At 67.3% G+C, this 21,152-nt stretch carries 19 protein-coding genes; 7 read left to right on the top strand and 12 right to left on the bottom strand.

What is annotated here, in order from left to right:
- Positions 1-21 precede the first annotated feature (21 nt).
- The 12 genes from FHS02_RS02275 to FHS02_RS02220 form a co-directional block, all read right to left on the bottom strand.
- Complete coding sequence (locus tag FHS02_RS02275; protein ID WP_137312611.1) at positions 22-795, bottom strand: type II secretion system protein M; 774 nt, start codon at positions 793-795, stop codon at positions 22-24.
- On the bottom strand, positions 792-1,496 hold the full coding sequence (locus tag FHS02_RS02270) for a PilN family protein (protein WP_137312610.1): 705 nt from the start codon (positions 1,494-1,496) through the stop codon (positions 792-794). The genes FHS02_RS02275 and FHS02_RS02270 overlap by 4 nt, the downstream gene beginning before the upstream one ends.
- Entirely contained in the window at positions 1,493-2,458 is a 966-nt protein-coding gene (gene pilM, locus FHS02_RS02265; protein ID WP_137312609.1) for a type IV pilus biogenesis protein PilM, read from the bottom strand. The genes FHS02_RS02270 and pilM overlap by 4 nt, the downstream gene beginning before the upstream one ends.
- 137 nt (positions 2,459-2,595) lie before the next feature.
- Positions 2,596-5,763: a DUF11 domain-containing protein gene (locus FHS02_RS02260; protein ID WP_229422519.1), complete on the bottom strand. Its 3,168-nt coding sequence runs from the start codon at positions 5,761-5,763 to the stop codon at positions 2,596-2,598.
- 14 nt (positions 5,764-5,777) lie between these two features.
- Positions 5,778-6,248, bottom strand: a complete 471-nt coding sequence (locus tag FHS02_RS02255; protein ID WP_221403760.1) for an agglutinin biogenesis protein MshP — start codon at positions 6,246-6,248, stop codon at positions 5,778-5,780.
- Positions 6,245-7,087, bottom strand: coding sequence for a prepilin-type N-terminal cleavage/methylation domain-containing protein (locus tag FHS02_RS02250; protein WP_137312607.1), 843 nt, complete (start codon positions 7,085-7,087; stop codon positions 6,245-6,247). Before FHS02_RS02250 ends, FHS02_RS02255 begins: the two co-directional genes overlap by 4 nt.
- A 2-nt stretch (positions 7,088-7,089) precedes the next feature.
- Positions 7,090-7,584 (bottom strand): hypothetical protein, encoded by a 495-nt coding sequence (locus FHS02_RS02245; protein ID WP_229422518.1) that lies wholly within the window; start codon positions 7,582-7,584, stop codon positions 7,090-7,092.
- Between the two features lie 53 nt (positions 7,585-7,637).
- On the bottom strand, positions 7,638-8,207 hold the full coding sequence (locus FHS02_RS02240; RefSeq protein ID WP_217496898.1) for a pilus assembly FimT family protein: 570 nt from the start codon (positions 8,205-8,207) through the stop codon (positions 7,638-7,640).
- A 31-nt stretch (positions 8,208-8,238) separates the two neighbouring features.
- Entirely contained in the window at positions 8,239-8,709 is a 471-nt protein-coding gene (locus FHS02_RS31910; RefSeq protein WP_137312605.1) for a type II secretion system protein, read from the bottom strand.
- Positions 8,710-8,779: 70 nt separating this feature from the next.
- Positions 8,780-9,295: a hypothetical protein gene (locus FHS02_RS02230; RefSeq protein WP_137312604.1), complete on the bottom strand. Its 516-nt coding sequence runs from the start codon at positions 9,293-9,295 to the stop codon at positions 8,780-8,782.
- Positions 9,295-10,521, bottom strand: a complete 1,227-nt coding sequence (locus FHS02_RS02225) for a type II secretion system F family protein (protein WP_137312603.1) — start codon at positions 10,519-10,521, stop codon at positions 9,295-9,297. Before FHS02_RS02225 ends, FHS02_RS02230 begins: the two co-directional genes overlap by 1 nt.
- Entirely contained in the window at positions 10,521-12,224 is a 1,704-nt protein-coding gene (locus FHS02_RS02220; RefSeq protein WP_137312602.1) for a GspE/PulE family protein, read from the bottom strand. Before FHS02_RS02220 ends, FHS02_RS02225 begins: the two co-directional genes overlap by 1 nt.
- 209 nt (positions 12,225-12,433) lie before the next feature.
- Here FHS02_RS02220 and FHS02_RS02215 point away from each other — a divergent pair, with 209 nt between their 5' ends.
- The 7 genes from FHS02_RS02215 to FHS02_RS02185 are packed head-to-tail and all read left to right on the top strand — an operon-like array spanning position 12,434 to position 21,151.
- Positions 12,434-13,093, top strand: coding sequence for an ABC transporter ATP-binding protein (locus tag FHS02_RS02215; RefSeq protein WP_229422517.1), 660 nt, complete (start codon positions 12,434-12,436; stop codon positions 13,091-13,093).
- On the top strand, positions 13,090-14,046 hold the full coding sequence (locus tag FHS02_RS02210) for an ExeA family protein (protein ID WP_229422516.1): 957 nt from the start codon (positions 13,090-13,092) through the stop codon (positions 14,044-14,046). The genes FHS02_RS02215 and FHS02_RS02210 overlap by 4 nt, the downstream gene beginning before the upstream one ends.
- Positions 14,047-14,064: 18 nt before the next feature.
- Positions 14,065-14,274: a hypothetical protein gene (locus FHS02_RS02205; protein WP_137312600.1), complete on the top strand. Its 210-nt coding sequence runs from the start codon at positions 14,065-14,067 to the stop codon at positions 14,272-14,274.
- A gap of 2 nt (positions 14,275-14,276) precedes the next feature.
- Positions 14,277-16,232: a pilus (MSHA type) biogenesis protein MshL gene (gene mshL, locus FHS02_RS02200; RefSeq protein ID WP_137312599.1), complete on the top strand. Its 1,956-nt coding sequence runs from the start codon at positions 14,277-14,279 to the stop codon at positions 16,230-16,232.
- A gap of 8 nt (positions 16,233-16,240) precedes the next feature.
- Positions 16,241-18,244, top strand: a complete 2,004-nt coding sequence (locus FHS02_RS02195; protein ID WP_137312598.1) for a tetratricopeptide repeat protein — start codon at positions 16,241-16,243, stop codon at positions 18,242-18,244.
- 5 nt (positions 18,245-18,249) lie between these two features.
- Positions 18,250-19,944: a GspE/PulE family protein gene (locus FHS02_RS02190; protein ID WP_137312597.1), complete on the top strand. Its 1,695-nt coding sequence runs from the start codon at positions 18,250-18,252 to the stop codon at positions 19,942-19,944.
- 1 nt (position 19,945) lies between these two features.
- Positions 19,946-21,151: a type II secretion system F family protein gene (locus FHS02_RS02185; protein WP_137312596.1), complete on the top strand. Its 1,206-nt coding sequence runs from the start codon at positions 19,946-19,948 to the stop codon at positions 21,149-21,151.
- The last annotated feature ends 1 nt before the right edge of the window (position 21,152 follow it).

The raw sequence follows: 21,152 nt of genomic DNA, 5'->3' as shown, positions 1-21,152 counted from the left end.
TGCGCGTCGGGAAACACTTCATCACAGGGCGATCCATTGTTGGTCCAGGCTCAGTGTAAATAAGGTCAAGGTCAGTGTCGCCTTGTCATGTTCGGTGGCGTCCAGCGTCGCCTTGTCCCAGTACAGCCGGGACGGGAGCCGCTCCAGCGCAGCCATGTATGCCACCATGTCGCCATAGGCGCCCTGCAGCACGATGCGCACGCCATGGCGGTATAGCAGCGGCTTGTCCGGCTTGCCTATGCCCAGTTCACTGGCGATTGCATCGACGACCGGCGCACCGGGCGGCGTGGTCGACAGCGCGGTGCGCGGCAAAGCCGGCGCCGCCGGGGCGCCCGCCGCGCCTTCGGAATCCGTACCGAAATTTCCGTCCGTCGTGCCGGCTGGCGCCAGCGTGCGCAGCGACAGCAGCTTCAGCTTGCCGTTCTGCTGCACCATCTGCTGCAGCAGGACACTCATCCGTTCCGGTGCCACCAGGGCCGTTTGCGTAGTGCGCAGGCTGGCACGAAGCTGCCCGTTTTCGCTTTGCACCGCGGCCAGCCGCTTGCGCAGGTCGGCGTCCGGATCGGCCTGGGCGGCAGCCTGCTTCTGGGCGATTTCCACGTCGATGCCGGCCAGCTGGGCCTTCTGCTGCTGGATCGCGGCGCGCAACGTCCGCTCACGCGCGCCGGACGGCTCGATGAAACCCATGTACGCGATGAAGATCACCACCGCCACCGCGGCGACGCAGGCCATTGCCCGCTCGCGCGGCGCCAGTGCATCGATGCGTGCCGCCCATTGCAGCCATAGCGCCTTCATTGCATCTCCCCGGCACGCGCCTGAAGCGTAAATTCGATATATGGCGGCGGCGTCGGTGCTGGCGCGGTCCCGGGCGTGTCGTCCGCACCGGCCGGGCTGCCAGCCGCGGCGGGCGCGGGCCGCACCGGCAGGCCGGGCCGGACTTCCGCCTGCCCCGGGCGTGCGATCTCGACGTGTTCGAACGTCTTGCCGCGCAGCGCCGGCTCGCGCGCCAGGCCATTGAGGTAGCCCGGCAGCAGTTCGGCGCGCAAGGCGCGCCCGCGCAGGCCGATGTCGGCGTTCGGGCCGCTGACCTCCACGCCCGTCAGCCACAGGCCGCTGACGCGGCTGCGCGCCAGCGCCTGGAAATATGCCGAGTAACCGCGCGGATCGCCGACCCGGTTCTGTTCCAGGATGTCGGTCACGCCGCGCAGCGCGCGCTGTTCCACGCCGGCGCGCACGAACTCGCTTTCCACCGCGGCATCCTTCGGCCGCGGTACCAGTCCGGCCAGCACGCTTGCCTTGCGGCTTTCCGCTTCCGCCAGCTGCTCCTTCAAGCTTCTCGCTTCGTCTTCCAGCGCGCTCACGCGGCCATGCGCGGCAACCGCCGCCGCCACCGAGCCGGCGAGCGCGACGCCGACCACGATCGCCAGCGCGGGCGCCGTGAGGTAGCGCTTCTCCTTGCGGAAGCGCGGATTGAACAGGTTGATCTGCTGGCTCATGCCACCGCGTCCTCGTCGCGCAGCCCGCCGCCCAGCACTGTGAAAAAGCGGGCCTGCCGCGCTGCATCGCGCAGTTCAGGAACCTTGTCGAGATCGAATACGGCGTCGAGGTCGAGCAGGTCGACCGGCAGGTACAGGTTGGCTGCCAGGTAGTCATGCAGGCCGGCGCTGCCGGTCGGAGCCAGGACCAGTTTCGACACGGCGACATACTGGAACTGCCGCTCGAAATTGTCCAGCGAACGCTGCAGTTCCAGGGCGATGCGGTCGTACAGGTTTTGCCGGGCCTCATGCGGTCCTTCGACCTGGGCCAGCGTCATGTCCATCCGGCGCGCCAGGTACAGCTCGCCGCGGAAGGTCACCGTCAGCAGCCCGCCGTGGTCGTCGAACGCCAGCATGGCCAGCCCGCGCCCCTCCGGTTCGAGCAGCGCGGAAATGTTGCGCTGGGCGGTCTCGGGAATGTCGATCGCTGCCAGGTCGATCTTGACTTCCGTGTACAGGTTCTGCAGTGCCTCGATGATGCCGTTGCGCGCCGCCACCGCGAAGACCTGATGGTTATGGGCCGGGCCGTTCGGGGCGACCGGGATGTCGAGCACGTCAATCGTGGCCTCGGGCACGGGGAAGTCGATCATGTCCTTCAGCCGCCAGCCTACGGCTGTCTTCAGTTCCGCGGCCGGCACGTTCGGCGCTTCCAGCGCCAGCAGCTGGTATTCGCCCGGCACCAGCACACTCGAGCACCGGTGGCCGCCGGCATCGAGTTCCCGGCCGACCCGGGCCAGCAGGGCTGCCGCCTCGGCGCGCGCGCCAGGATGATGGGCAGCCGCCAGCACGGCCGGCCTGGAGTCCGCTGCTGCGGGGTCTTTTGTGGCCGCCGCGCGGCGCACGACCGCCGCCGTCACGCCGGCTGCCCCGGCTCTTACAGCCAGCCAGCCTTCCTTCTTCTTCGCCTTGTGCCAGAAAGCCATGCGCCTGTTCCAATATCGAGTGATGCTTGCAGAAAACCATGCAGAGTCTTGATTATATTCAAGTTTCCTGCGACTTCCGGTAGCAAAAAGCTACTTTGCCGTATTTTTTTCACGGCGCCGCCCTCCGGCCGCCCGCACTAGTAAATCTCGCGCAGGTAGCGGTAAGGGCTGGTGTGCACTGTGCCATAGGTCAGCACGCCACGCACGCTCGGCAGCCATGCCGGGCCACTCATCCACATGTACACCGAACCGCTGCTGCCAGCGCCCGGCGCCGCAAGTTTCACCATGCCAACGCCATTGGTGACGGTGCCGGCGGAAGTCTTGTCGACACTCAAGGCCAGCCGGCAGCTGCTGGCCCCGGCCAGCTTCGTGCAAGTGGAAAACTTCACCTCCGTCTGCGGCACATACGTGGTCGCGGAATCGGTCACCGCGTCATACCAGGCTTCGAGGCCGTTGAGCTTGCCGAAGAACTGCGGCTTGACCTCGACATTCATGGCCAGGTTCGCCGAACCCTGCTGGTTCGGCACCCACCAGCGGCCGGCGGCCACCTGCACGCCGCCCTCGACTGCAGCGGCGCGCTTCGACGTGACATCGTCGAAGTTGATCACTTCGGCGGCGCGCAGGTAGACCGAGACGGGCTGCGGCCAGTTGTTGGCGGCCGGCGCGCTGCTCGTATAGGCCAGCGCGCCGGGGAAGGTGTACGTACGCGTGACGGTCGCCGTGCCGGCGTCGAAGGTGGCGGCCGGGATGCCCGGGTCGCCGAGGACCGACCCGGTCTGCCCGGAAAACGGCGCGTTTTGACCGGTGCTGCCATTGGGCGCCTTCCATGCGCTCAGCAGCACATCGTGCGCCAGGTCTTCGCGGTAGTTCTTCAGCAGCGTGCCCCGGCTGCTGAATGCCTTCACGACCACCCGGAACGGCTGGCCGGAGTAGGCCATCGTCGGGATTTCCACCGACGGCACCGTGGTCGTCGTCGGGTTCTTCGGACACTGCGCGACGACCGGGCACTCCATCGGGCCCGTCACGAACGTATCGAAGTGGTCCGGGTAGAAGCGGCCCACGTTGATCGAGTTGCCGATCACGTTGCCGGTACCCAGGTACGAGCCCGCCAGACGGGTCTCGTCTTCGTCCAGCTCGGCCTTGGTGGGCGCGATCATCGAGTCGACCTTGATCACACCCAGGTCGTCGAACACGAAGTTATTGCCGGTGGCAATGCCGTTCACGAAGGGGCCGAACTCGCCGAGCAGCTTCACCGGGGCGAACTGCTTGTTCGGATCGCGATCGGCCACCATCGCCTTGATCGCCGAGCCGTCCTCGGTGGACGCGGGAATGGCGACCAGCTTGATCGTCTCGGCTTCGGTTTCACGGCCGAAGTTGGGCGCCGGCGTCGTCAGGTCCCGCATCAGCGCCCGCACCGTCATCGTGAACGCCGTGCCGGCCGGCACGAAACGCGGATCGGTGGCGCTGGCCGGATCGCCGGCCTTGTTGCTGGACTGCGCCAGCAGCAGAAGCTTGTCGGGGCGCGACACGAAGGCGCCCGTGGCCCCCAGCCGCGCCTGGTTGTCGGTGACGAACAGCTCGATGCGGCCGACGTCCTGGTAGCGCAGCAGGAAATCGTCGTCATCGTCCCGGTTCTTGGCGGTGCTGGCCTGGCTGGAAGGCGAACCGCCGGGATACAGGATGTTATTGGCCGTGCTCCACGCAGCCGAGGTCTGTTCGGGGATCACGCCATTGGCTGCGCACAGCGGCAGCGTGACCGTGGCGCTGCGCAGCGCGTAGGTGCCGCGCACGCCGGCGTTGGTGCTGGGGTCGTGGCAGCTCATCGCGAAGCGCATCGGCAGCGTGGTATTCGCGCTGGCCAGCGCGGTGGGCACGTTCTTCACCACATAGGTAATGTAGGTGCTCAGGTCCGTGTTGGCGGGCATGTGTTCCAGCTGCAGCGGCTTGCACGGCTGGTCCGGATCGCCGAACGGCTTGTTGTGCACGCATGGCTTGTCGGTGAAGATGAACTGCGGAACGAAGGTCTGGTTGCCGACGCGGGCGCTGACGGTCGACGTGTCGTTGCCGTCGTAATAATCGAAGAGCCTGGCGCCCACCGTGACGCCGAACGAGATCAGTCCGGTGGCCGATGCGGCCGGTGTCGCCGTCAGCGTGATCGGCGGCAGCGTGACATCGGCCTTCACCACGCCGCTGTACGTGCAGGTCAGCAGCTGGCCCTGGGCGGTGCAGGTCCAGCCGGCCCCGGAGGCGCCGCCGTAGATCAGCGAGGGCGGCAGCGTGCCGGTCACCGTCAGCGGGCCGCCCTCGTCCATCGGCCCGTTGTTGACGACGCTGATCGTGTACGTGGCGGGCGCCGACGGCACCAGCGAACCGTTCAGCGTCATCGTCACGCCGCGGTCGGTGGCCGGCACGTTCGGCGCGGCGATCACCTCGGCATTGAGGAGCACCAGGTCCTGCCCCGACGTATAGATGGTCTTCGCCGACTTCTGGCCGCTGGCGATCGTCGGCGAACCGACCGTGTAGACGTCGAAGTCGATGCCGTAGGAATTCTTGTCGCCGTTGACGCTGCTGATCGAGTTGAACTGGTTGCCGGACGGGTTGAGCGTGTCGGTCTGCTGCACGCCGTTGTAGCGCAGCGTTTCGCCGCCGCCGGACAGCGTGGTATCGCCCTCCCACGTGATGTGGCCGACCCGCCCGGTGCCGGGCGGATTGGGAATCTGGAAGTTCGCCAGCGTCAGCTCGATCGACGAATAGCGGATGTACTGGAAACCTTCGTAGACGTTCAGCACGCGGAACGGTTCCTTGCTGTCCCGGTAGATCACCAGCAGCTGGAAGCCGCCCAGCACGCCGGACACGGAACAGAACAGGTTCGTTTCGATGTCCAGGTCCTTGGCCGTGTAAGTGCCGTTGCCCTTGGCCCTGACCTGGTCGGTCACGTCGGCGGCGCCGCCGAAATAGTTGTAGCCGACCGTGTTCGACGCGTAGCGCCGGGTCGCCGGCGCGGACACCGCCTTGCCGTCGAACGTGACAGCATAGTCGGTCTTGGTGCCGGAGCCGGCCCAGTACAGGTAGGCGGCCAGCACCGCGGTGGGCGATGGCACCCCCGCCAGGGTCATGCTGACCGACGACGTGATGGCGCACGGATCGTCATTGTTCGACTTGGTGCGCAGCGATTTCTGCGTACCCGTCATCGTGATGTTGCCGGCGAAGCTCTTGAACAGCGCGATCGGCGTATCGGCCCGCGCCGGCGCGGCGGCCAGCGACAGGATGGCCGCGCACAGCGCGCCAGGGAGGAAACGGAGCATGCGAAGCACTTTCATCAGATGACCACCTCGACCACGCGCTGCACGTAGTCGCCACCGGGTGCCCCGTTCGGGCAGGCGCCGTTGACCGGGGCGTTGCAGGCGGTGGCCGTAATGCGCGTCTGCGTGAGCGCCGGTACGCCCTCGGTGGCGGTCTGCACGCAGCGCACGGACACGGTCATGCCCGCCAGGCCGCCAGGCCCCGCGAAATCCGCGCTGGCGCAAATGCCGTTGTTGGCCAGGAACTGGTACAGCCCGTATTCCACGCCGCTGCGCGCCGCCTCGTAGGCGCGGGTGCCCAGCAGGTCGGCGGCCGCGGCCTGCCGCTGCGTGGTAGCGACAGTGACGATGGCCGCGCCGATGCCGCTCAAGACCACGAGCAGGAAGATCGCGGTCACGATGCTGACGCCCCGGCTGCGGCCAAAGCGGCGCACGGCGCCCGGACCGGCGCGGCGCACGAGAACACGATGCGGGTCGGTACGGTTCATGAGGGCGGATTATCGAGTTGGGTCTGGCGCACCAGCTGCGCCCGCTCGCCGTTGGCATGCTGCAGCGACAGCACCATCGTCATCAGCGAACCGCCGTTCTGGCCCGGCAGCACGGTATTGTCGAAGATGCAACCGGCGATCTTGTCGCTCAGGAGGGCGCCGTTGCCCAGCGCACCGAGTCCCGCGCTCAGGTCGGTGGCGTTGAAGAAGCGCTGCAGCGTCCCGGCGCCGTTGGCGCCCGGCGTGCAGACGTACGTCACCTTGCCGGTCACGACCTGGAAGGTCGAAGCGGGTGACTGGGTCGTGGAAAAACTATTGGCCTGCAAGGTGATGCGGCTGCCGGCGACGGCGCTGACCCGCGAAATATTGTTGGCGCCCTTGCCGTAGTCATAAGCGTTGGCTGGCGCAATGCCCAGGTTGCCGATCACGATATAGTCGCCGGGAACGATGGCTTGCCGGCCGGTGGGCGCCGCCCCCACCATGTCGAAGGTATTGTTGCCGCCGACGAAGTCGAGCGGCTTCAAGGTGGCGGGCGCGCCGTCGAGCACGTTGACGTAGCGGGCCCCGGTCTTGGTCAGCAGGAACTGGATCGCCAGCTTGTTGCTGTAGACCGCCACGCTGTTCGGCACCGCCAGCCGCAGCTCGCGGCTCATGCGGCGCAGCGCCAGATCGGCGGCGTCGGCCAGTTCGGCGCGCGAACGGGTGTCGATATTGCTTTGTACCGGCACGCGGATGAACAGGGCCACCATGCCGGCGATAATGCCGGTAATGACGATCACGATGATCGCCTCGACCAGCGTGAACCCGGCTTCCCTGCCCTGTCTGCGAAGATTCGTCATGATCAGTTATTAGGTGCGTAACGGATGCGATAGCTTTCCAGCGTGACCGCGTCGCCGCCGTAGGCCACCGTGACCTGGATGCGCAGCGATGCCGCGGCGGGCACTGTGGCCGCCGCCGGGCCGATGGCGGTCGGCGTAATGGTGACGGTGGCCGTGTAGCCGGCCGGGAACTGGGTGCCGACGACATCGTTGGCATAGGTCCGCGCCGCCCAGTTCGGCCCCGCGTAATCGTTGACATTGTCGAACGGCCGCAGGCCCCCGCCCGCTTCCTGGCCCGGGCCTTCCGCCAGCGTGCAATCGGCAGCCGAGGCCGCCGTCAGGAAGTTCGGATCGGTGATGTCGCACCACGTGAAACGCGCGGCGCGGATCTCGTCCAGCAGGCTTTCGGCGATCGCCATGGCCTGCTTCTGGCGGATCGGGTCGGCGCTGCCGCGGGTATTCTGGCTGATGACGGTCAGCACGCCGACCACGGCAATGCCGACGATAACGATGAACATGACCAGTTCAATTATCGTCAGGCCACGCTGGCGGTGCATTGCTCGCGCCGTCGTCATCGGGTAAATCCCGTCTCGGGTTCCACCAGCGTGTCCAGGCTGATACCGCCGCCGCTGACGCGCACCGCGAGCCGGCCCACGAAAGTGGACGTGATCGCCGCCGCATTGTCGGAGGCATTGAACGGCCGCCCGGCGGGATCGAAGAAGAACATCGGCGCAGCGCTGATCGCCAGCCCGTCCGGCACGCCCTCGCAGGCCCAGCCGGTCAGGTTGCTGCAGCGCGCCAGCGTGGCGGCGCTGCCGCTGTTGCTGCGCGCCGGCGGCACGACCTTGACGGCGCAGTTCGTGTCGTAGCACAGCGCCACGCCGAAGCCGTCCAGGCGGACGAAGACATTGCGGTTCTGCGCGATGGCCTGCTTCTGCGCGTAGCGGATCAGCGACGTCACCTGCTGGGAATAGCCGGCCACGTCGAACGTGCGCCGCTCGAAAAAGCGCGGCGCGGCGACGGCGCCGAGAATCCCGACGATCACGATGACCAGGACCAGTTCGACCAGCGTAAAACCAAACTGCCCCGCACGAAGTCGGGGCAGCCGGGAATGGGGTCGAAGGAGGCTGGCGGTCGTCACGAGGACGAGTATGCCATTATCCGCCGATCGCTTACTGACAGCTGGCCAGGGCCGGCGGCGCGCCGACGGTGCCGCTCGCGGCGGTGTAGGTGAAGGCGCAGCCCTCAACCTTTTTGTCGGCAATCGTCAGGACGCCGGCAGCGGCCGTCATCGTGTAATCCTCAGAGCTGAGGCCAGCGGCCAGCTGGATGCCGTCGGTGGTCGGATAGCCGCCAGCCGCGCCGCTCGACGTCGTGATGTCGACGCCATCCAGCTTGACCGTGGTACTGGTGGTGTTACCGGTCACCAGCCACTGCGCACGGGTGATCGCTGCTGCGCTGGAGACGGCGCCACGGGCACCCTGCATCTTGGCGCGGCGCGCATCCGCACCCATGTCGGCGAACTTCGGCAGCGCGGTCGCGGCCAGGATGCCGAGGATGACGATGACGACGATCAGTTCGATCAGGGTGAAACCGCCTTGACCACGGGATGCCTGCGACAGCGAAGCTTGTTTGAATTGCATGAGAATCTCCAACGTAACAATTAAGAATGTTTGTGACGGAAACGACACGAGGATGCGTTTTACATTCTGTTCAACCGTCTACCTGATGAAGGGCAACGCTCAGCTTGGGCATTTTTGCTGGCGTTCCTGGCGGCTTGGCGTTGTTCGTGGGCAAGCAAAGTGATTCTACACGGTAACTCCAATATGCATAGTGACGTCCGGAAAAATTTTTGTTGCCGCTGAACAAATATACAAGCTTCCGTTGTTTTCTGTCGAAAACCCAGCTGCCGCGGGGAATCTCTTGACCATCGAGTTGATCCACCTCACCACGGTAGCCCGGCGGTGGGTGTTCGAGCAGCGCGACAGGGTTCGTGCCGGCCAGTGCCTGCAGCCTGCCTATATCGCCGGCTACCACCGCTTCCATGATCTTGCCGGCCAGCGTGGTACGGATGCTGGCTACCTGGTAGCGCACGCCCGCCAGCTCGGCTTCGGCCCGGTAGCGCAGCACGTAGTACAGCAGCACGCCGGCCAGCACGCTGAACAGGATGGCGCAGAGGGCGAACTCGAAACGGGTCGCCCCGCGCGCCCGGCGTGGCACGGCCCCCATCAGTGCAGGGCTGCCTGGCCCAGGTTCCAGATCGGCAGGAAGATGCCCAGCGCCAGGACCAGTACCATCGCGCCGAGGAAGGTGATCAGGATCGGCTCGATCTGCGCGGCCAGCGTCTTCAGTTCGTAATCGACCTCGCGCTCGTACATCAGGGCGATCTCGTCCATCAGGTCGTCCAGCGAGCCGGATTCCTCGCCCACCGCGATCATCTGCAGCACGATCGGCGTGAAAATGCCGGCCGTGACCGAGGTACGGAGGATGCTTTCGCCGCGCTCGACACTGTCGCGCATCTGCTCGACCCGCTGGCTCAGGTAGGCGTTGTCGACGGTCTGCGACACCACCGTCAGCGCCTGCACAATCGGCACGCCGCTCTTCGACGACAGCGCAAAACTGCGTGCGAAGCGGGCCATCGTGGCCTTGTTGACAATCTTGCCGGCGATCGGCAGCTTCAGTTTCCAGCGGTCCCAGCGCAACAGGCCGGACGGCGTACGCACCCAGCCGCGCAACACCAGCGCCGCCACCGCGGCGCCGCCGAACATCAGGTACCAGTACTGCTTGGTGAAGTTCGACGTGCCGATCAGGATCCGCGTCATCAGCGGCAGCTCGGCCTTGAAACTCTGGAACACCTGCACGAACTGGGGAATCACGAACATGTTGACGATGAACATGGCGATCACCATCGCGATCACGACGAACATCGGGTAGCGCAGCGCGCTTTTCACGCGCCCGCGCATGTCGCGGTCGAATTCCAGGTGATCGAACAGCCGCAGCATCACCTCGTCGAGCCTGCCGGTCATTTCGCCGACCCGGACCATGGACAAATAGAAATTGTTGAAGACCGCGGGATGGCGGTGCATCGCCACCGACAGTTCGCGGCCCGCGTCGAGCGATTCGCGCAGGTCCCGGATCACCTTGGCGAAGGATGGCGACGTGGCCGATTCCTGCAGGCCGGCCAGGCCGCGCATGATCGGCACGCCCGATTTCAGCAGCGTGTACATCTGGCGCGAGAACAGCTGCACGTCGAGCGGCGTGACCTTTTTTTCCGTCAGCCGTGCCCACGCCGACTGTCCGCCGCCCTTGGCCGGGGCGCGCGTGGGCGCGATCTCGACCGGCGTGGCGCCCGAGCCCATCAGCTGGTCGGCTACGGCCGCCGAATCGACGGCCTCCAGCACACCCTGCATCAGCTCGCCGCGCGTGTCGCGCGCCTTGTACGCGAAATAAGGCATCAATCCTCTTGCTGGTTACTGATCCGCATCGCCTCGGCGATCGTGGTGCGGCCCTGCACGACCAGCTGCACGCCATGGCGGCGCAAGGTCTGCCCGGCCATCTCCTTCGCCGCCACCTTCAGGAAATGCCCCGGATCCGGATCGTTGGCGGCATCGACGACGGCATTCGTCATTTCCAGCAGTTCATACACGCCGGTCCGGCCGCGGTAGCCCATGCCGTTGCAATGCGAGCAACCCTTGCCGTGGAAATAGCGGGCCATGTCGACCTTGTCGTTCAGTTCCAGGCTCAGCCACTCGCGCTCGGACGGCGTCGGCGTGTACCGTTCCGTGCAGCTTTCGCAGATCACGCGCACCAGCCGCTGCGCCAGCACCGCCTGCAGCGAACTGGCCACCATGTAGCGCGGCACGCCCATGTCCATCAGGCGCAGCGGCGTGCTGGCGGCATCGTTGGTGTGCAGCGTGGACAGCACAAGGTGGCCCGTCATGGCGGCGCGCAGGCCGATCTGCGCCGTTTCCTGGTCACGCATCTCGCCCACCAGCACCACGTCCGGGTCCTGCCGCAGCGCCGAGCGCAGCACGCGGGCGAAGTCCAGCTCGATCTTCTCGTTGACCTGCACCTGGTTGATGCCGGGCAGCCGGTATTCGACCGGGTCTTCCACGGTGATCAGCTTTTTTTCCACCGAGTTCAGCTCGGCCAGCGCGCTGTACAGCGTGGTGGTCTTGCCGGAACCGGTCGGTCCCGTCACGAGCACAAGGCCGTTCGGCCGCTGCACGATGGCGCGGAATTTTTCCATCAGCGGGCGCGGCATGCCGATCGCGTCGAGCCGCAGGTTCGTGCTGCCCTGCGATAGCAGACGCATCACGATCGATTCGCCGTACTGGGTCGGCATCGTCGAGATACGCACGTCGATGCGGGTATTCTTTACGCGCACGGCGAAGCGGCCGTCCTGCGGCAGGCGCTTTTCCGAGATGTCGAGCTCCGACATCAGCTTCAGGCGCAGCGCCAGCGCCGGCGCGATCTTGATGTCGGCCTGGGTCTGCAGGTGCAGCACGCCGTCGATGCGGAAACGGATGTGCAGCCGGGCTTCCTGCGGCTCGATGTGGATGTCCGAGGCGCGCACCTGGGCGGCATCGTCGAACACCGACTGCAGCAGTTTCACCACCGGCGCTTCTTCCAGGCCCGGATTGGCAGCCAGCGCGCCGAAGTCGACCGAGACGTCGCCCATCTCCTCTTCCAGCTCGCGCGCCAGGTCGGTGATGTCCTCGGTGCGCCGGTAGATGCGGTCGATGGCGGCCAGCACCTCGGTTTCGTTGACGACGGCCAGCTCGATGTTCTGCCGGACGATGCGGGCGATCTCGTCGTAGGCGAACAGGTCGGTCGGGTCCGAGATCCCCACCAGCATGCCCGCATCGCGCTGCTCCAGCACCAGCGCGCGGAAGCGCCGCGCCTGCGTTTCCGGCAGCAGGCGCACCAGCTCGGGGTTGATGTTGTAGAACTTGAGGTTGATGTACGGGATGTTCAGCTGGCGCGCCAGCGCGCCGGCGATCTGCTCTTCCGTGACATAGCCGCTGTCGATGAACACGCGGCCCAGCTTGCGGCCGCTGCGCTTCTGTTCGGCCAGCGCCAGGCCCAGCTGCTCCTCGGACAGCAGTTTTTGCTGCACCAGAATTTCCCCGAGCCTTACTTTTTCCGGCCTTGCCATGTCCGCGCATCCCTCATATTGAGATTAATCAGCTTAAGGGTGCATTGTAGATCGAAAAATTGCCCGCAAGCTAGAAAAGCCTGCCGTGCCACTGGCGGATGGCGTCGGTTCTTTGCTACAGTGGCGAATCGTCTATGTCACAATTCCATCGAATGCCCGAACCCGCCTTGTGCTTTCGACACGTCGCCAGACAGCAAGGCGGCCGGCCCGTGCTGGCCGGCGTCGACCTGGCGCTGGCACCGGGCGAAATCCTCGGCCTGGCAGGCATCAACGGCGCCGGCAAGACCACGCTGCTGCGCTGCCTGCTGGACTTTTGCGCGCTCGACAGCGGCACCATCGCGATTTTCGGCATGCCGCACGCGCGGCCGGCCGCGCGGCAGCCGCTGGCCTATCTGCCCGAGCGCTTCAATCCGCCCGCCTGGCTGACGGGCGGCGAGTTCCTGGCGCAAGTGCAGGCGCTGCATGGCCAGCGTGCCGACCCCGCGGCCACCGCGGCGATGCTCGACGCGCTGGAACTCGATGCCGCCGCGCTGCACCGCACCGCGCGCCATTACTCGAAAGGCATGACCCAGAAACTGGGCCTGGCCGCCACGCTGCTGCTCGACAAGCGCCTGTACGTGCTGGACGAACCGGCCAGCGGGCTCGACCCGCAGGCGCGCGCCCTGTTCAAGCGTGCCGTGCAGGCCAGGCGCGCGGCCGGCGCCGCCGTGCTGCTCACCTCGCATGCGCTGGCCGACATCGCCGAACTGTGCGACCGCATCGCCATCCTGCATGGCGGCCGGATCCGCTTTGCCGGCACGCCGGCCGCGTGCATCGGCCACTTCGGCGCCGCCGACCTGGAAGCGGCCTTCCTGGACGCGGTTGCATGATGTACTTTACCCATTTCGGCCTGCGGCAGGCGCCGTTCTCGATCACGCCCGACCCGGCCTTTTTCTACGGCGGCAATGCGCGCGGCGACATGCTGGCGGCGCTGCTGTACGCGGTGGCGCAGGGCGAAGGCATCGTCAAGGTCACCGGCGAGGTGGGCAGCGGCAAGACGATGCTGTGCCGGATGCTGGAGCGGCGCCTGCCGCCCCATGTCGATGTGCTGTGGCTGGTCAACCCGACGCTGGCCCCGGGCGAAGTGCCGTACGCGATCGCCGCCGAACTGGGGCTCGATGCGTCCGGCCGGCGCGGCGACCAGGTGCTGCGCCAGCTGAACGACGAACTGATCGCGCGGCACGCGGCGGGCCGGCAGGTGGTGCTGCTGGTCGAGGAAGCGCAGGCCATGCCGCTCGACTCGCTGGAAGCGGTGCGGCTGCTGACGAACCTGGAAACGTCGCGCCACAAGCTGCTGCAGATCGTGCTGTTCGGCCAGCCGGAGCTGGACGCGCACCTGGCCCTGCCGCGCATGCGCCAGCTGGCCGAGCGCATCACGCACAGCTTCTTCGTGCCCGCCCTGCCCCCGGACCAGGTCGGCACTTTCCTCGCGTTCAGACTGCGCGCCGCCGGCCACCCGGGCGGTGCGCTGTTTACGGCCGCGTCAACACGGCGCATCGCACGCGCATCACGCGGTATCATCCGCCGTATCAACATCCTCGCGGACAAGGCCCTGCTGGCCGCCTATGCGGACGACGCCAGCACCGTGCAGGTCCGCCACGTGCGCCTGGCCGAACGCGAATGCGGCTTCGTACGGGCAAGCACGGCCGTGCCGGCGGTGGTCGCGGCAGTGGTCGCGTCATTGGTCGCGTTATTGCATCCCAGGCGCCGCGCCGCCGTGCTGGCGCTGGCCGTCATCGCGGCCGTGGCGACCGTGGTCGCGGCGATGGCCGCCCTGACATGACAGTAATGAAGCAATCGAATGCCACGCGATGCGATGCGATGTGGTGCGACGCAATGGGATGCGATGGGATGTAATGCGATGGGAAGTAATGTGATGGGAAGTAATGCGATGGGAAGTAATGCGATGGGAAGTAATGCGGTGGAATGCGGCGCGATGTGCTTGCATTTGCACATCCGTTCGATTTATAAGATTATTATCGGCCCTGAAAACTTTAACCGGCAAACATAACAATGAAAAAAGTCGCGGCCACCCTGCTATGTTCGCTGCTCGGCGCTTGCGCCGCGCCAAGGCTGCCCGTCTCGCCGGCCCATGTCACCGAAGCGCCGCGCCCTGCCGGCGCAATTCCCGACCCGGTGCAGCAAAGTGCCGTGCTGCCGCCGCCGCAGGCCGCGGCCAGGGCGGAAACCTTCAGCGTCACCGTGCACCGGGCACCGGTGGAATCGGTGCTGTTCGCGCTGGCGCGCGATGCCGGCATGAACGTGGACGTGCATCCGGCGATCACCGGCGTGGTCACGCTGAACGCGCTCGACCAGACCCTGCAGCAATTGCTGGACCGGATTTCCCGGCAGGTGGACATGCGCTACGAGATCGACGGCGGCACGCTGCTGGTCCTGCCCGACGAACCGCACTGGCGCAACTACCGGATCGATTACGTCAATATCGCCCGCACCACCAACAGCAGCGTCAGCATCGCCACGCAGATTTCCACCACCGGGGGCGGCGGCGCCGGCACCAGCTACACGGGTTCGAATACCGGCGGCGGCACGGTCCCCAATGCCGGCACCTCGCTTTCGCCGAGCAATAACAACTCGACAACCACCGTGTCGAACCGGGCCGACAACAATTTCTGGTACAACCTGGAGAAGAATATCCGCGACATGCTGCGGCCCACCAACCTGAACGATCCGCTGACGGACCCGCTGGCGCAGTTGCGCGAGCAGACCGGCATGCAGGCCCAGCAGGCCACCCAGGGTACCGGGCAGCCAGGCGCCCAGGGCCAGCAACCGGGCCAGCCCGGCCAGCCCGGCCAGCCACAGGGCGGTCAGTTCGGCACCGGGCAACCCGGCACCTACCAGCCGGCGTTTTCGCCGGCCGGCGGCGCCACCCAGCCGGCCGACGCCAGCTACCCCGGCGTGCAGGCCGCCACCGCGCAGGGCCGCGCCGCGCAGCGCAATGCCCCTTCCGTCATCGTCAATCCGGAAGGCGGCATCGTCACCGTGCGCGCCAGCAGCCGCCAGCACGACAAGGTGCGCGAGTTCATCGATACGCTGCAGTCCGCCGCCAAGCGGCAGGTGATGATCGAGGCCACGATCCTCGAGGTGCGCCTGTCCGACCAGTACCAGCAGGGCATCAACTGGCAGCGCATCGCCAGCGGCGGCGCCGTCTTCGGCCAGGGCAACCCCAGCCTCGAGGTCGGGCCGCTGACCGGGGCGCAGGTCAACCAGGGCGGCATGTTCAGCCTGACCTATTTCAACCCGATGAGTGCAATCGGCAATATCAAGACCGCGATCCAGTTGCTGGAGTCGTATGGCAAGGTGCACGTGCTCTCGAGCCCCAAGCTCTCCGTGCTGAACAACCAGACGGCGCTGCTGAAGGTGGTCGACAACAGCATCTTCTTCACGCTGAAGGTCACGCCGGCCGTCACCAACTCCTCGGGCGGCGTGTCGGCGCCGGCTACCTATGAATCGCGCGTGGAAACCGTGCCGGTCGGCTTCGTGATGAGCGTGACGCCGCAGATTTCCGCCGACGGCGAGGTGACGCTGAACGTGCGCCCGACCATCACGCGCGTGGTTGGCGAGGTGCTCGACCCGAATCCTGAACTGAAGCGCCTGGCCGTGCAAAGCACGGTGCCGGTGATCCAGGCCCGCGAGCTGGAATCGGTGATGAGGCTGCACAGCGGCCAGACTGCCGTGATGGGCGGCCTGATGCAGGACTCGGTGGACAATTCGCGCAACGGCCTGCCGCTGCTGTCGCGCGTGCCCCTGCTGGGCAACCTGCTGTCCTATCGCGACGACAACGTCTCGAAGACCGAACTGGTGATCTTCCTGCGCGCCGTGGTGGTGCACGACGCCAGCATGGACGGCGACTACCGCGACCTGCGCTATCTGCTGCCCGGCAGCGAGCCGCTGAACAAGAATCCGTATGGCCCTACCGCGGGCCAGACCGCGCCGGCGGGGTCGCCATGAGCCTGCTGATGCAAGCCTTAAAAAAGGCCGAGCGGGCGCGCCAGAGCGGCCTGCAGGAAGAGGACCTGCCGGGCAACGGACTCAATAGCGGGTCCAATAACGGGCTCGACGACGGCGTCGACGATAGGACCGACCATGGGACCGACAACGGGATCGACTACGGGCTCGCCAGCCGTGACGGCGACGCGCAGCCCGGCGCCGAAGCAGCGCATGGCCACCTGCCGCGCGACACGCGCCCGGCCGATGCCTCTGCCACGCCGGCCGGGCGCACGCCGGCATCTTCCGGTGGCGGGCTGGAGTTGAGCCTGGAACCGCTCGATGCCGCGCCGCCGCGCACTGAACCGTCATTTGCCGAACCGTTGCTTGCCGAACCATTGCTTGCCGAACCATCCCCCGCTGAACCGGCACGCGCCGCCGATCGCCCCCGGCCACCACCGCCGCCGGCCATCGAACCGGCCCTCGAAGCGACGCACAACCCGGTGCCGCCGCAGGCCCGCCATGAAGGCAGCCGGGCGCGCGCCGATGCCGGCGAGATCCCGGTCGCCGATGCCCGCGCTGCGGCGCGTCCGGCCGCCGCGGCGGCCGATACGCGCCGCGGCCCCGGGGCGCCCGAGCGGCGCGCCGTGCCGCGCACCACACCGGCGCAGGCGGACGCCGCGTCGGGCATCGACCTGCCCCGGCTCCGTGTCGCCGGGCTGGCCGGCGTGCTGATGATCGTGGCCGGCACGTTCGGCTACCTGTACTGGCAGGCCGTCAGCGGGCCGGGCCCGGGCGCCAGCCTGCCGATGGTGCCGATGCCGCCGCCCAGCGCCACCGGGGCCACGGGTGCAGCCGGCACCGGTACCGATGGCGGCATCGTCGTCGCGCCGCCCGGTGCGCCGTCGGGTCCGCCGTTCGGCCCGCTCGGCCCTTCCGGCCAGGGCGCCGACACCGGCGCACCGGGCCAGTCCGCACCGGCTCCCGTTACCGCCATGGCGCCGCCGCTGGACGACGTCGCGCCGTCGCCTGACCCGGCAATGCCGGTTGCCGAACCGGCACCGCTTGCGCGCCCGGCGCCGCGCGCCGCCCGCGCGCCGGCCGGCCCCAGTGCCGCCCAGCTGGTGGCGATCGAAGACCCGGATATCCGCCGTGAAGCGCTGCGCGACGCGATGGAACGGGCCGACCGCAGCAGGCAGATGGAACGCACCGCGGCGGCCGCCGAAGCACCGGCCGTGCCGTTCGCGATCGATACCGGCCCGCCGGCAGCGCCCGCCGCCGCCGCCACGCCGTCCGCGGCGCCCGATGGCGGCCGTGCCGACGTGCATGTGGCGCGCGGCTCGTCCACACCCGCGATCAGCCCCGCCGTGCAGGCCGGCTACGCCGCGTTTGCCGCCGGCGACCTGGCCGCCGCCAGCCGGCAGTACGGCACCGCGCTGCGCAACGATCCGAACAACCGCGACGCACTGCTCGGCAGCGCAGCCATCGCCGCGCGCGAGCGCCGCGACGACGAGGCCGCCAGGCTGTACCTGCGCCTGCTGGCGATCGACCCGCGCGACGCCGACGCCATTGCCGGCCTGACCGCGCTGCGCCCTGGCGACGGCGATCGCGCCGAAGTGCGGCTGAAAGGCGTGCTGCGCGATAATCCGAATGCGGCGCCCGTGCACTTCGCGCTCGGTAACCTGTATGCGCGCCAGCGCCGCTGGCAGGAAGCGCAGCAGGCATATTTCCATGCCTGGTCCGCGGCGCCCGGCAATGCCGACTACGCCTTCAACCTGGCCGTGGGCCTGGACCGCCTGAACCAGGGCCGGCTGGCCCGCGAGTACTACCAGCGCGCGCTGGCGCTGGCTGCCGACGGCGCCGCCGCGTTCGACCGCGCGGCGGTACAGCGCCGGCTGCTCGAGCTGGCGCCGGCTGCCGGCGCGCCAGCGCCCACGCGCGTTCCCGTGGATGCACCCGCCCCGGCCACGTTCCAGGCACCCGCCCCGGCCACGCTCCAGGCACCCGCGCCGGCACCGGCCACCGCGGGGAATTGAGCGCGATGGGGGAACGGGTCAAACAGCCGATCGGCAAGCTGCTGATCGACAAGGGCGTCATCAGCGAAGACCAGCTGCGCATCGCGCTGATCGAACAGAAGCGCGAACGCGAGCCGCTCGGCAAGCTGCTGGTCGGCATGGGCTTCGTGACCGAAGCAACGATCCGCGAGGCGCTGTCGGAAAACCTCAACACGCAGTCCGCCGACCTGAACAGCCTGGTCGTCGACGCGATCGCGCTGAAACTGATCCCGAAGGATGTGGCGAAGCGCTACAGCGTGTTCCCCATCGTCTACGAGCGCGACCGCGACAACCTGGTGCTGGCGATGTCCAACACCAGCAACATCGTCGCGCTGGACCAGATCCACGCGATGCTGGTCAAGGGCATCACGATCACGCCGCTGCTGGTCAACGATTCCGACATCGCCCGCGCGATCGACCAGTACTACGGCTTCGAACTGTCGATCGACGGCATCCTGCACGAGATCGAGACGGGCGACTCGAGCTACCTGGGCACGTCTGACGAATACAGCCACCCGATGGTGCGGCTGATCGACGCGCTGCTGGCCGATGCCGTGCAGAACGGCGCGTCGGACGTGCACTTCGAGCCGGAACAGAGCTTCCTGCGCATCCGCTACCGGATCGACGGCATCCTGCGCCAGATCCGCAGCCTGCACAAATCGTACTGGCCGGCGATGGCCGTGCGGCTGAAGGTCATCAGCAACATGAACATCGCCGAGACCCGGGCACCGCAGGATGGCCGCATTTCCATCAAGTTTTCCGGCCGCCAGATCGATTTCCGCGCCAGCGCGCAACCGACCACGCACGGCGAGAACTTCGTGCTGCGCGTGCTGGATCGCCAGAAAGGCATCGTGCCGCTCGACGGCCTGGGCCTGGCCGAACACGAGCTGGACCTGCTGAAACTGATGATCGCCCGGCCCGACGGCCTGATCCTCGTCACCGGTCCCACTGGCAGCGGCAAGACGACGACCCTGTACTCGATCCTGAACCACATCAATACCGAGGCCGTCAACATCATGACGCTGGAAGACCCGGTCGAGTACCCGATGAACATGATCCGCCAGACCTCGGTCAACGAGTCGGCCAAGCTGGGCTTCGCCGACGGCATCCGCTCGATCCTGCGCCAGGACCCGGACGTGATCCTGGTCGGCGAAATCCGCGACAAGGAAACCGCCGACATGGCGCTGGCCGCCGCGATGACGGGCCACCAGGTGTACTCGACGCTGCACACCAACTCGGCGGTGGGCGCGATTCCCCGGCTGCTGGACATCGGCGTCATCGCCGACGTGCTGGCCGGAAACATCATCGGCATCATCGCCCAGCGGCTGGTGCGGCGGCTGTGCATGCACTGCCGCGAAGGCTTCGAGGCCGACGCCCTGGAACGCCGCCTGCTGGGCCTTGCCGAGGAAGCGCCGCCGGCAACCATCTACCGCGCCGTCGGCTGCGAGCGCTGCGCCCACCAGGGCTACAAGGGCCGCGTGGCGATCATGGAACTGCTGAAGATGAACGCCGAACTCGACGAGATGGTGGCGCGCCGCGCCGCGGTGCGCGAACTGCGCGCCGCCGCGCGCGCCGCCGGCTTCCGTTCGCTGGTCGACGACGGCATGCGCCGCGTGCTGCAAGGCGCCACGACGATCGACGAGATCTCGCGCGTGGTCGACCTGACCGACAGGCTGGGCTGACATGCCGCAGTACATCTACCGTGCCATGGATGCCGCCGGCCAGATCGTGCCGGGCAATATGGATGCACTGAACGTGCCGGACCTGGAGCTGCGCCTGTCCAGGATGGAACTGGACCTGATCGACTACCGGCAGTCGCGCCAGAAGGTGATCGCGCTGGGCCGCCGCCGCATCGACCGGCGCGACCTGATCAACTTCTGCTTCCACATGGAGCAGATGGCCAGTGCCGGCGTGCCGATCCTCGATGCGCTGAACGACCTGCGCGAATCGATGGACCACCCACGCTTCCGCGAGATCATCACCGACCTGATCGAGAACATCGAGGGTGGCGTGCCGCTGTCTAGTGCGCTGGGCAACTATCCGGAAGCCTTCGACCAGACGTTTACCAGCCTGGTGCGCGCCGGCGAGGAAAGCGGCAAGGTCAACGAAGTGTTCCGCAACCTGGCCGACAGCCTGAAATGGCAGGACGAACTGGCCGCGCAGACCAAGAAGATCGTCACCTACCCGGCCATCGTGTTCGTGGTGGTGACCGCCGTTACCTTCTTCCTGATGATCTACCTGGTGCCGCAGCTGACCAGCTTCATCCGCAACATGGGCCAGGAACTGCCGCTGCACACGCGTGTGCTGATCGCCGTGTCGAACGTGTTCATCGATTACTGGTTCGTACTGCTGGCCGCGCCCGTCGCGGCGTGGTTCGGCGCGCGCTGGTGGCTGCGCCGCAGCGAGCGCGCGGCATTCGCGTTCGACCGCGCCAAGCTGCGTGCCTGGCCGGTCGGGCCGGTGCTGCACAAGATCATCCTGGCGCGCTTCGCCACGTTCTTCGCGATGATGTACGGCTCGGGCATCACGATCCTCGAATGCATCCGCCTGTCCGAAGGCATCGCCGGCAACCGCGCCGTCGCGGCGGCGCTGCGCCGCGTGGCCCAGCTGATCTCGGAGGGCCACAGCGTCAGCGGCGCGTTCGGCCATACCGGCATCTTTCCGCCGCTGGTGGTGCGCATGCTGAAGGTCGGCGAAGCCACCGGCGCGCTGGACGGTGCGCTGCGCAACGTCGCATATTTCTACAATCGCGAGGTGCGCGAGCAGATCGAACGGGTGCAGGCGATGATCGAACCGACGATGACGGTGGTACTGGGGCTGCTGCTGGGCTGGATCATGCTGTCGGTGCTCGGCCCGATCTACGACACGATCAGCGCGATCAGGATCTGAC

This window comes from Pseudoduganella umbonata, assembly GCF_014192225.1.
In the GTDB taxonomy this organism is placed as follows: Bacteria; Pseudomonadota; Gammaproteobacteria; order Burkholderiales; family Burkholderiaceae_D; genus Rugamonas; species Rugamonas umbonata.
Note: the sequence above shows the minus strand (reverse complement) of the source record. Positions and strands in the feature narration are given on the sequence as shown.